We start from the raw sequence: 12838 nt of genomic DNA, 5'->3' as shown, positions 1-12838 counted from the left end.
CACCAGAAACACCAGAAACACCAGAAACACCAGAAACACCAGAAACACCAGAAACACCAGAAACACCAGAAACACCAGAAACACCAATTAATGACAGTAGTATGGAAAATAATAGCCAAAGTACTGTTAATGTAGCTGAAGAAAGATTTTCTACCCCTGAGTTAGAAAGTAGAGTCCAAAAAGAAGTAGAAACCATTACAGAAGTAAAAGATGCGACAGAAATTGGTTTTGAAATAGATAGTTCAATCGAAGAAATTGACGAAATATATGATGAAAATTATATGTTTCCATCACAAGATCTTTTACTTCGGCCTGTAATGCTCGAACCGAATGCAATTGATGACTGGGTGCTAGAACAAGCCGAAATATTAAATGAAACTCTAGATGCATTTAATATCCATGCTCAAGTAATAGGTTGGACAATTGGGCCAGCAGTTACTCAATTTGAACTTCAATTAGGTCGTGGAGTAAAAGTTAACAAGATAACCAATCTGTCCGATGATTTAAAACTATCATTAGCTGCAAAGGATATTCGTATTGAAGCACCGATTCCAGGAAAAAGTTCAGTTGGAATTGAAATCCCTAATAAAAAATCAAGACCGGTCATGCTTTCAGAAGTTATGGAAAGTGTAGAGTTTAAAGAAAGTACTTCTCCTTTAACGGTAGCCATTGGAGTCAATATAGCAGGTGAAGCTGTTGTTTCTACTATTGATAAGATGCCACATGGATTGATTGCTGGAGCAACAGGTTCAGGTAAAAGTGTTTTCATCAATTCACTTTTAGTGAGTTTGCTGTATAAAGCTACACCAAGTGAAGTGAAATTGCTTTTAATTGATCCAAAAGCAGTTGAGTTAGCTCCTTATAATGAAATTCCTCATCTTCTTTCACCAGTCATTTCTGAACCTAAAGCAGCTAGTGAAGCTTTAAAATGGGCAGTAAACGAAATGGAAGAACGCTATCAAAAATTAGCTGCAGCAGGTGTCCGTAATATCCAACGATTTAATGAAAAAGCTGAAGAACATGAAGATTTTGGGTTGAAGATGCCTTATATTGTCATTGTCATTGATGAGCTGGCTGACTTGATGATGGTGGCTAGCAACGATGTACAAGATTCAATTGCTAGAATTACTCAAAAAGCTAGAGCAGCAGGAATTCATTTAATTGTTGCTACACAACGTCCAAGTGTGGATGTTATTACAGGAACTATAAAAAATAATATTCCGACTAGGGTAGCCTTTATGGTATCGAGTCAAGTTGATTCACGTACGATCTTAGACACAGGTGGAGCTGAAAAACTACTTGGAAGAGGAGATATGTTGTTCCAAGAAAATGGATCAGGACGCCCAATTCGTGTGCAAGGAACGTATGTTGAAAAAGAAATAGAGCGTATTGTTAAACATGTGAAAGACCAACGATCTGCAAATTATCTATTTGAACCGGAATCACTGATGATGAAATTAGAATCGGTCGAGGGAAAAGATGAATTATTTGAAGATGTCCTTCCTTTCATTGTTTCAGAAGGACAGGTTTCAGCATCTGCTCTCCAACGAAAATTTAAAATTGGATTTAATCGAGCAGCCAATTTAATTGAATCGCTAGAAAATGAAAATTTTATATCTGGTCACAAAGGATCAAAACCACGAGAAGTATTTTTAACAAAAGCTGACTACGAAGAAAAATTTTTATAAATTGCTAAACAAAAACTAAGAGAAGCTTCGTTTATTCTCTTGGTTTTTTGATTTTTATTTAAATTACACTTGTATTTAGTTCATATTCAAAAGATACTATTAAAAATCTATGTCAATTGTTTAATTGAATTCGTTGTCAATTGTTTATTCTGCCAAGAGTGAGAGGAAAATGAACATTTTAAGTGGGCTATTAAATTAATTCATGGTATACTAAATTCGTTGTAAATTTGTCTTTTCCAACAAGTAATAAGCGAATCATCTCATCTAATGGTGAAAAAATGATGATGGCTTATTTTATTGTATCGTTTTGTTTATTTAACTATAAATATTTAGATTGGTACAAGACACACTAAAAATAGTCACTTTCAAATACTACTATAAAAAAAGCGTAAGTATGAATATGGAGGAAATAAAGTAATGAATAAAGAAACAATTTATCATTTCGTTGGTATTAAAGGCTCAGGCATGAGCGCTCTAGCATTGATTTTGAACGATAAAGGATTTAAAGTTCAAGGCTCTGATATAGAAAAATATTTCTTTACCCAAAAAAATATTGAAGAAGCTAAAATTCCTATCTTAAACTTTAATAAAGAGAACATTCACCAAGGTTTAACTATTATTGCTGGAAATGCTTTTCCAGATACTCATGAAGAAATTGTTGCAGCAAATGAATTAGGCCTGACGGTTATTCGCTACCATGATTTTCTTGGACAATTTCTTGGACAATTTACCAGTGTAGCCGTGACAGGTTCGCATGGGAAAACAAGTACTACAGGATTATTGGCGCATGTTTTAAGTTCACTTAAAGAGACAAGTTACTTAATTGGAGATGGCACTGGCCATGGAGTCCCTGATGCAGAATTCTTTATTTTGGAAGCATGTGAATACCGTCGTCACTTTTTAGCCTATAGTCCAGATTATGCTATTATGACAAATATTGATTTTGACCATCCTGATTATTACAGCAGTATCAATGACGTATTTGATGCTTTCCAATCAATGGCTAATCAAGTGAAAAAAGCCATTGTAGCTTGTGGAGATGATGAGCAGTTACAAAAACTTCAAGCGAATGTTCCTGTTTTATATTATGGATTTGGAGATCACAATGACTTCCAAGCTAAAAATATGACCCGATCAACAACAGGTTCTAGTTTTGATGTATATGTAAGAGACGAATTTTATGGTCATTTTGAAATTCCAACATTCGGTAAACACAATATATTAAATGCACTTAGCGTAATCGCAATTTGTCAATATGAAAGTATTGATAAAGAGGGTGTAATGGAGAACTTAAAAACATTTAAAGGTGTCAAACGTAGATTTAGTGAAAAACAAATGTTAGATATGGTCATCATCGATGACTATGCACACCACCCGTCTGAAATCCGTGCGACAATTGATGCAGCACGTCAAAAATATCCTGATAAAGAAATTATTGCTATTTTCCAACCTCACACATTCACTAGAACAGTAGCATTATTAAGTGATTTTGCAGAATCGTTGAATTTAGCTGACTCTATTTATTTGTGTGATATTTTTGGATCAGTACGTGAAGATCAAGGAGATATAACAATACAAGATTTAGTCAATAAAATTGATAATGGAGCGACTATATTGAGTGAAGAAAATATGTCGCCATTATTGAGCCATCATGATGCTGTTGCTATTTTTATGGGCGCAGGTGATGTTCAAAAATTTGAATTAGCATACGAGACATTACTAAGTCATTCGTCATTAACAAAATAGCAAAAAAGGTCTGAGACAAAAATCGTCTCAGACCTTTTTTACACCATCATATATTAGCTATCGATTTTAGATGTAACATAGTTTTTATCTTTTGTTCTTAAAATTAAACCGAGTCTAAAAGACGCTAAAAAGATGACGTCAAAACCTAAAAAAGGAATAGCTCATTTAGGTTTCATTTTAATCTTTTAAACAACGAATAGAATTTTATCAGAATGATAAGCAAGTTCGCTATCTACCAATTTTTTTGTTAGAATAATAATGACAAGTTTGATTAAAATGGTTCATAAAATAAGATAATTAAAAAGCAGAAACTAAAAGGAGCTTTAATATGAGTAATAAGAAAAAATTAGTATTGATTGATGGAAATAGTGTGGCGTATAGAGCTTTTTTTGCATTGCATTCTCAATTAGAAAGAATGAAAAATAAAAATGGTTTACACACTAATGCATTGTATGGATTCCATAATATGATTGATAGTGTATTAACTAAAGAAAAACCGACTCATGCATTAGTGGCTTTTGATGCAGGAAACACGACATTTCGTCATGCCTTTTTTGATGATTACAAAGCTGGTAGGTCTAAGACGCCAGGTGAATTTTCCGAACAAATGCCTTACTTAAGAGATTTATTAGAAGGATTCGGAATTAAACATTACGAATTAGAAAATTTTGAAGCAGATGATATTATTGGAACTCTGGCAACACAAGTTGATCCGGCAGAGTACGATGTAGTCGTTATTTCTGGAGATCGAGATCTAACACAACTAGCAAAAGAAAATGTGCGAGTAGATATTACAGTAAAAGGTGTCAGTGAATTAAAAGAATATACAACTGAATCGATTCAAGAGGAGATGGGTATCAGCCCGTTGCAAATCATTGATATGAAGGGGTTAGCAGGAGATGCTTCTGACAATATACCTGGTGTAACAAAGATTGGTGAAAAAACAGCTCTTAAATTGCTAAAAGAATACGGTTCTGTTGAAGGAATCTATGAAAATATTGATGCATTAAAGAAAAGTAAGATGAAAGAGAATCTTATCAATGAAAAAGAGACGGCATTTTTAAGCAAAAAGTTAGCAACGATCAATACTGATTCTCCAATAAAAGTTGGTATTGATGATTTAGCTTTTTCTGGACCTGATATGGAAAAATTAATTGCTTTCTATAAAGAAATGGATTTTAATTCTCATTTGAGCAAGTTGGATACTACTGAATATGATGCTGAACAAAACAATCAAAAAGAAGAGATCTCCTATAAAGTAGTTACAGAAATTACAGAGAGCATGTTTAGCGATGATATGGCTCTTTATGTAGAATTAATAGGTGATAATTACCACACTTCGCCAATTTTTTGTATAGGCTGGGGCAATGATGAACAAATTTATATTTCAGAACCTGAAGTAGTTTTTGCATCAGAAGAGTTTAAAAAATGGGCAAAGAAATTGGATGCTAAGAAACAGGTATTTGATGCTAAAAGAACTTATGTCGCCTTGAAGAGACAACAAGTTGAGATGAATTCAATCAATTTTGATATCTTGTTAGCTTCTTATTTGTTGAATACAAAAGACAACAGCAAAGACTTATCTGAAGTTGCCACAGAACATGACTATTATGAGGTTTCTTCTGATGAAAGTGTCTACGGAAAAGGCGCTAAAATTGGCATTCCAGAAGATAAAACAGTGACATATGATCATGTTGCAAGAAAAGTAAAAGCTATACGTATTTTAAGCAAACAATTAAATGACAATTTGGAAAAAAATGAGCAGACTGAGTTATTCAATGAAATGGAATTGCCTTTATCCATCGTATTGGCTGAGATGGAACTTACTGGGGTAAAAGTGAATGACAAAAGGTTAATGGAAATGAAAGAAGAATTTGCCGTTCGGTTAAAGGATATCGAGCAGCGTGTATACGAATTGGCTGGAGAAGAATTTAATTTAAATTCGCCAAAACAATTAGGTGTAATCTTATTTGAGAAGATGGGTTATCCTGTCATAAAAAAAACAAAAACAGGTTATTCAACGGCGGTTGATGTTTTAGAGCAAATGAGAGAACAAGCTCCGATCGTAGAACATATTTTAGATTACCGACAAATAGCGAAAATCCAATCCACTTATATAGAAGGTTTATTGAAAGTGATTGATAAAAACACGGGGAAAATCCATACACGTTATATGCAAACAATCGCTCAAACGGGTCGTTTAAGTTCTGTGGAACCAAACTTGCAAAATATTCCGATTCGATTAGAAGAAGGTAGAAAAATTAGGCAAGCTTTTGTTCCTAGTCATGAAGGATGGAAGATATTCGCATCCGATTACTCACAAATTGAATTGCGTGTGTTGGGACATGTATCAAATGATCCTTTGTTAAAAGAAGCTTTTATTGAGGGACAAGACATTCATTCAAGTACTGCCATGCGAGTATTTGGAATCACTTCTCCCGAAGAAGTTTCTTCAGAGATGCGTCGCAGAGCTAAAGCCGTTAATTTTGGAATTGTCTATGGTATAAGTGACTATGGATTATCACAAAATTTAGGAATTAGCCGAAAAGAAGCACAAAAATTTATCGATACGTATTTTGATAAATATCCAGGCGTTAAAACGTATATGGAAGATATTGTGAGAGAAGCAAAAGATAAAGGTTTTGTCGAAACACTTTTCCAACGTCGCCGTTATTTGCCAGAAATCAATTCTAGAAACTTTAATTTACGGTCATTTGCTGAAAGAACGGCTATCAATACACCAATCCAAGGTAGTGCAGCAGATATCATCAAAATTGCTATGATTAAAATGGATAAAAAATTAAAAGAATCAAATATGAAAGCAACTATGCTATTACAGGTTCATGATGAACTGATTTTTGAAGCGCCTGAAGAAGAACTTGAACAACTTGAAGCACTAGTGATTCAAGTTATGGAAGGTGCAGTAGAATTATCTGTTCCTTTAAAAGTAGACAGCAACAGCGGGAAAAGCTGGTACGAAGCGAAATAAGAAGGAAATGTTTCTGCTATGTTCAGTTATAGCAGAAACATTTTTTAGATAGAAAGGAAGTAAAAATTTGCCTGAATTACCAGAAGTTGAAACGGTTAGAAAAGGTTTAGAACAACTTGTATTAGGCGCAACGATTCAATCAGTAGATGTTTATTGGGACCGTATCGTTGCTGGATCTATCGATAGCGAAGAATTTAAACAGCTTTTAGTTGGAGAAACGATCATAGAGTTTGATAGACGAGGAAAATACATTATTTTCCGTTTTGAACATTGGGCTTTGGTTTCTCATTTGCGTATGGAAGGTAAGTATGAGGTAGAAAATTCAACAGCACCTTTAAAAAAACATACACATATCGTTTTTCATTTAACAGACGGAAGAGATTTACGTTATCTGGATGTACGGAAATTTGGTCGGATGACACTTGTTCCTTTAGGAAAAGAGTTTAGTACGACAGGTATAAGGCTACTTGGTCCTGAACCGACTAAAGAAGCTTTTGATGGAAAGACATTTTATACTACACTACAAACTAAAAAACGGTCTATTAAGCCTCTGTTATTGGATCAAACAATTGTAGCTGGATTAGGAAATATTTATGTAGATGAAGCTTTATTTGTAGCTAAGATCCATCCGATGAGAGCTGCAAATAGCTTAAGTAAAAATGAAGTTTCAAGGTTGCATGAATCCATTATCAAAGTCTTAGGGGATGCTGTAAAAGCTGGTGGAACGACGATTCGCACTTATAAAAATGCACTTGGAGATGCTGGGACATTTCAAGTGAAATTAGCGGTTTATGGTAAAAAAGGAAGTCCGTGTATTCGATGTGGAACGCCTATAGAAAAAATAAAAGTAGCTCAACGAGGAACTCATTTTTGTCCTAATTGCCAGCAATTAGACAGTGATTACTAAATAAAGAGGGGATAATATGACTGTAATTTTAGGGCTAACTGGCAGTATTGCTACTGGCAAGTCAACTGTTAGTAAATTGTTTAAGGAACAGGGTTACCCTGTTGTAGATGCAGATATTGGTGCTAGAGAAGTAGTAGAACCTGGCACAGAAGGGTTAAATAAATTAAAAGCCTATTTTGGTGATAAAATTATTCTACCTGATGGTACTTTAAATCGTTCTGAACTGGGAAAAATCGTATTTAATGATGAAAAAGAGAGAGAGCAGTTAAACGAAATGTTATCTCAACACATACGGCAATGGATTATGACTAAGAAAGATGATTACTTAAAACAGCATCCTGTTGTTATTGTATTAGATATTCCTCTGCTTTTTGAATCTGGATATAAAGATGATGTTGATCAAATCATGGTAGTAGCTACAACACCGGAGACTCAAATAGACCGTTTAATGAAAAGAGATGGAATAGAAAGAAATGAAGCATTGCAAAAAATTGCTGCTCAGTTGTCTATTTCAGAAAAAATAACTCTGGGAGATATTATAATTGATAATAATGGGACAGTTGAACATACAAAAAAACAAGTTTTAAAGTGGATTGAAAAAATAAAACCCAATTCATGCATAAAATAAAAATTGAAAAGAGCAAAGAATAAAGTATCAGTGCTTTATTCTTTGCTCTTTTTTACCGATTTTAACCGGTTTTATCTGTGATTGTTGTATGGTATAATAATGTAAATAACTGTGTACAAAACTAGTGCAGAGATAAGACGCACTTAAGATAGGAATGATAATAATGCAATGTCCACGCTGTCAAAATAATGGTTCTAAAGTTGTCGATAGTCGTCCAGCAGATGATGGACGTGCCATTCGTAGAAGAAGAGAATGTGAAGCCTGTAGTTTTCGATTTACTACATTTGAACGGGTTGAAAAAACACCTCTTTTAGTGATCAAAAAAAATGGAACCAGAGAAGAATTTAATCGTGAAAAAATTTTAAGAGGGTTGATTCGTTCTTGTGAAAAACGACCTGTAGCAATGGAACAAGTTGAAAAAATAGTGGATGAAGTAGAAAATCAAATCAGAGGGTTAGGCGAAAATGAAGTTTCTTCTGCTATTATTGGAGAATACATTATGGAAAAATTAGCTGATGTAGATGAAATAGCGTATATCCGCTTTGCTAGTGTCTATCGTCAATTTAAAGATATGAGTGTCTTTCTTAAAGAACTTCAAGAATTTGAAAGAAAAAAAGCTGAAAAAAATTAGTGAGACAGAAAGGTGTGAATCGTTTTGGGATATCCATGGAAAAACTTAAGTCCTAAAGATGGGTTTTTAGTAAAACAAAATGCGTTACTATCGGATATTGATCAAAAAATTCTCACTTTTTTGTATCAACCTTTGATTGGCACTGCTGCATATAGCCTTTATATGACATTATGGACTGAAATAGAAGAAGAAAAATATTGGAGTGAAGGAATTCTGCATTCGGAATTGCTGACAGTGTTAAATATCGGTATCCCTGAACTCTATCAAGCTAGGATCAAGTTAGAAGCGATAGGTCTCCTTAAAACCTATGTCCAAACAGATACGACTAAATTAACGATCTATGAATTGCAAGCTCCTCAAACTAGTGAGGTATTTTTCAAAGATGATTTATTAAGTTTATTGTTATTAGAAAGAGTTGGCGAACGAAAATTTAAAAATTTGAGAAAACGATTCATTGTAGAAAAGATAGACAAACAGAAATTTCAAGAAATCACTAAGTCATTTTTAGACGTGTTTCAGTTTGACGCTGAATTACTAAAAAGAGAAAAGGAACTTTTAAAAGAGCCTGTTTCATATATTGGGAAAACAGCCAATTCTAATCCAAAAGTTGATCCGAAAACGTTTGATTTGAAATTTTTTTATTCAGGTTTAAATCAGCAATACATCAATCGTTCTTCCATTACAAAAGAAATAGAGGAAACGATTCTTGTATTGCACACGTTATATGGTTTAGACGAATTAACGATGCAACAATTTATTCTTAATGCATCAGATATTGAAACTGGAACCATTGATGAAAAAAAATTAAAGAAATTAGTATATGATGATTATCATAATAAAAACCAACAAAATATTTCTTTAAAAGACGTGGTGGAAAAAGATATCCAGATCGATGTAAATCAGCAAAAAACGCGTGAAAATGATCTTATGAAAAAGGGATTAACTAAAGAAGATATTGCGGTCATCGAAGTAAGTGAGCAAATAAGCCCTTATGATTTTATGAATTCTATTAAAGAACAAAAAGGCGGTTTTGTAACAAAACCTGAAGAATGGACTTTAGAAGAAATCGTGAAGAAAGCTAATTTACCAACAGCGGTGATCAATATTTTGATTCATTATATTTTAGTTGTGAAAAACAACCCAACGCTTGACCAAAAATTAGCTTATAAGATCGCCAATGACTGGGCGCAAGAAAAGGTAGTAGCACCTGAAGAAGCGATTCAAAAGGTTAAAAAAATGTATTTAGAAAATGCTGAAAAAAAACAACAACAAGAAAATCGTAATAAGACTTACACACAAAACAGAAGTAAAGGTAATTACAATAATCAAACCACGATAAGAAAAGAAACTCTTCCAGATTGGGCCAAAGCAGAAAATAACCAAATGGAAGAAAAACCGATGAGTGAAGAAGAGAAACAAGCGTTTATGGAACGGTTGAAAAGAATTCAAAATTTTGGCAAAGAAGGTGAATAATAATGGAGGATATTGGTGAAAGCTTGACGCGAATGATCAAAGATCGAAATTTAACGGATAAATATGAAGAACTCATTCAAGAAGTTTTAGATGATCCCGATGTGACGCAATTTATTGCAGACAATCGTCAAAAATTGGATGATGAAGCCATTGTTAAAAGTTATGCTAAATTATATGAATATGTACAAGAAAAAAAGAAATTTCAATTAAAAGAAGGTATGATGGCTCCTGGTTACCATCCTAAATTAGTTTTAAATTATCATTACATTGACGTGACCTATGTACCTTCGGCTGAATTGATCGCTAAACAAAAAGAATTAGAAATCAAAAATCGGATTTATTCAATGGATATGCCTAAAGATGTACGAAATGCTAAATTAGCAGATTTTGATTTAACAGATGAACGCCGATATGCTATTTCAGAGGTCTATGATTTTATTGATGCTTATTTAACTAAGCCCAAAGAATTTCATAAAGGCTTATATTTACAGGGATCATTTGGTGTAGGTAAAACTTATTTGTTAGGAGCGCTAGCACATGAATTGGCTAAAAATGGGTTCCCTTCTACTTTAATGCATTTTCCATCATTTGCAGTTGAAATGAAACAATCTATTGGTAAGAACAATACAGGTGAAAAACTAGAGTTTATCAAGAAAGCACCTATATTAATGTTAGATGATATTGGTGCGGATTCTATGTCGAGTTGGATACGCGATGATGTATTAGGCGTTATTTTACAATATCGCATGCAAGAACAGCTGCCTACTTTTTTCTCTTCCAACTTCGATATGAAACAGCTTGAAGAAGAACATTTAAGAGTCACACAAAGAGGCGAAGATGAGCCGCTAAAAGCGAAAAGAATCATGGAAAGAGTTCGTTATTTAGCAAAAGAAGTTAAGATGACTGGAACGAATCGACGTCACACTCACTAATAAAATAAAAAATATGGCTACTCTCCTTGAAATCATGAACAAAAAGTGCTTTAATAATAGATATAAGATAAATCATTGAGAAAGACACCAAAACTTGGTTGCGATTTTTTTAGAGAAGAAAACATCTGCTGAAAGTTTTCTAATTTCGTTCTTGTTTTGACCCCTTTCGAGTGCCACTGTGAACCGTTTGTCGAATTAGCAGTTGGTCGTTTAGCTAGCGTTAACAGCTTAGAGTGGATTTAGTGTATTTGCTAAATTCTGAATCTGGGTGGAACCACGTAATGAACGTCCCTTTTATGGTATTTAATATACTATAGAAGGGACTTTTTTTATTTTCTAGCTGAACAAAGATGGTATTTTAAAAATTAGAATATGGAGGAATAGACTATGTCAGAAATTAATATTACTTTTCCAGATGGAGCAATAAAATCTTTTCCAATTGGGTCTTCTACAAAGGATATTGCTGAAAGTATCAGCAAAGGTTTAGCTAAAAAAGCGTTAGCCGGTAAAATTAACGGAGAATTAGTGGATCTAGTACGCCCAATTGAAGTAGATGGTGAGATTGAAATCATCACACCTGATCATGAAGATGCTTTGCAAATCTTGCGTCATTCAACTGCTCACTTAATGGCTAATGCTTTACGCCGTTTATACCCAGATATAAAATTTGGAGTGGGCCCTGCTATTTCAACTGGATTTTACTATGATACAGATTCTGAAGCACCAATAACAGATGAAGATATTCCTAAAATCGAAGCTGAAATGATGGCGATTGTAAAAGAAAATAACCCCATTGTTCGCAAAGAAGTTACTCGTGAAGAAGCGTTAGATATCTTCAAAGATGATCCTTACAAAGTAGAATTGATTACAGATCTTCCAGAATCAGAAAAGATCACGGTATATGACCAAGGTGACTTTGTGGATTTATGTCGTGGTGTCCATGTTCCTTCAACTGGACGTATCCAAGTATTTAAACTGCTATCTCTTGCTGGTGCTTATTGGAGAGGGAATTCAGATAATAAAATGATGCAACGTATCTACGGGACAGCCTTTTTTGATAAAAAAGATCTAAAAGAGTTTATAAAAATGCGTGAAGAAGCTAAATTACGTGATCATCGTAAATTAGGAAAAGAATTAGACTTATTCATGATCTCGCCTGAAGTTGGATCTGGATTGCCTTTCTGGTTGCCAAAAGGCGCTACAATCCGTCGTACAATTGAACGTTACATCGTTGACCGTGAAATCAGTTTAGGTTACCAACATGTCTATACACCCATTATGGCTGATGTAAACTTATATAAAACATCCGGTCATTGGGATCACTATCATGAAGATATGTTCCCTCCTATGGATATGGGAGATGGAGAAATGCTTGTTTTGCGTCCAATGAACTGCCCGCATCATATGATGGTCTACAAAAATGATGTGCATAGTTACCGTGAATTGCCAATTCGGATTGCTGAACTAGGACAAATGCATCGCTACGAAAAGAGTGGGGCATTATCAGGATTGCAACGTGTGCGTGAAATGACTTTAAATGATGGACATACATTCGTACGGCCAGATCAAATTGAAGAAGAATTTAAACGTACATTGGAATTAATGTTAGCTGTATATGGCGACTTTAATATTACTGATTATCGTTTCCGTTTAAGTTATCGCGATCCTAATAATACAGAAAAATATTTTGATGATGATGATATGTGGGAAAAAGCTCAAACAATGCTTAAAGCAGCTATGGATGACATGGAATTAGAATACTTTGAAGCAGAAGGAGAAGCAGCTTTTTACGGCCCTAAACTAGATGTGTTAGTAAAAACAGCTATTGGTATTGAAGAAACTCT

The 12838-nt window shown here is 34.1% G+C and carries 9 protein-coding genes; all 9 read left to right on the top strand.

Annotated elements, in window-relative coordinates:
- The coding region (locus ABS911_RS12290; protein ID WP_350467801.1) for a DNA translocase FtsK at positions 1 to 1688 on the top strand (1688 nt) is incomplete at its 5' end.
- Positions 1689 to 2105: 417 nt separating this feature from the next.
- The gene (murC, locus tag ABS911_RS12285; protein WP_350467800.1) at positions 2106 to 3434 is read left to right on the top strand and encodes a UDP-N-acetylmuramate--L-alanine ligase; all 1329 of its coding nucleotides are present in this window, start codon (positions 2106 to 2108) and stop codon (positions 3432 to 3434) included.
- A gap of 328 nt (positions 3435 to 3762) precedes the next feature.
- Positions 3763 to 6423, top strand: coding sequence for a DNA polymerase I (polA, locus tag ABS911_RS12280; protein WP_350467799.1), 2661 nt, complete (start codon positions 3763 to 3765; stop codon positions 6421 to 6423).
- 67 nt (positions 6424 to 6490) lie between these two features.
- Positions 6491 to 7330: a DNA-formamidopyrimidine glycosylase gene (gene mutM / locus ABS911_RS12275; protein WP_023177282.1), complete on the top strand. Its 840-nt coding sequence runs from the start codon at positions 6491 to 6493 to the stop codon at positions 7328 to 7330.
- Between the two features lie 16 nt (positions 7331 to 7346).
- The gene (gene coaE, locus ABS911_RS12270; RefSeq protein ID WP_023177284.1) at positions 7347 to 7958 is read left to right on the top strand and encodes a dephospho-CoA kinase; all 612 of its coding nucleotides are present in this window, start codon (positions 7347 to 7349) and stop codon (positions 7956 to 7958) included.
- Positions 7959 to 8121: 163 nt separating this feature from the next.
- The gene (gene nrdR / locus ABS911_RS12265; RefSeq protein WP_023177286.1) at positions 8122 to 8589 is read left to right on the top strand and encodes a transcriptional regulator NrdR; all 468 of its coding nucleotides are present in this window, start codon (positions 8122 to 8124) and stop codon (positions 8587 to 8589) included.
- Between the two features lie 24 nt (positions 8590 to 8613).
- On the top strand, positions 8614 to 10062 hold the full coding sequence (locus tag ABS911_RS12260) for a replication initiation and membrane attachment family protein (RefSeq protein ID WP_023177288.1): 1449 nt from the start codon (positions 8614 to 8616) through the stop codon (positions 10060 to 10062).
- Positions 10063 to 10064: 2 nt separating this feature from the next.
- A complete protein-coding gene (gene dnaI / locus ABS911_RS12255; RefSeq protein WP_023177289.1) occupies positions 10065 to 10994 on the top strand; it encodes a primosomal protein DnaI in 930 nt (309 codons plus the stop codon).
- Positions 10995 to 11381: 387 nt separating this feature from the next.
- The coding region (thrS, locus tag ABS911_RS12250) for a threonine--tRNA ligase (RefSeq protein WP_350467798.1) at positions 11382 to 12838 on the top strand (1457 nt) is incomplete at its 3' end.

It is taken from the genome of Carnobacterium sp. (assembly GCF_040274425.1).
This window is presented reverse-complemented; position numbering and strand designations above follow the sequence as displayed.

What these genes read in the sequence shown, in the direction of transcription:
- polA (WP_350467799.1), top strand. Translation starts at nt 3,763, where the DNA reads ATGAGTAATAAGAAAAAATTAGTATTGATTGATGGAAATAGTGTGGCG.
- nrdR (WP_023177286.1), top strand. Translation starts at nt 8,122, where the DNA reads ATGCAATGTCCACGCTGTCAAAATAATGGTTCTAAAGTTGTCGATAGT.
- murC (WP_350467800.1), top strand. Translation starts at nt 2,106, where the DNA reads ATGAATAAAGAAACAATTTATCATTTCGTTGGTATTAAAGGCTCAGGC.
- dnaI (WP_023177289.1), top strand. Translation starts at nt 10,065, where the DNA reads ATGGAGGATATTGGTGAAAGCTTGACGCGAATGATCAAAGATCGAAAT.
- coaE (WP_023177284.1), top strand. Translation starts at nt 7,347, where the DNA reads ATGACTGTAATTTTAGGGCTAACTGGCAGTATTGCTACTGGCAAGTCA.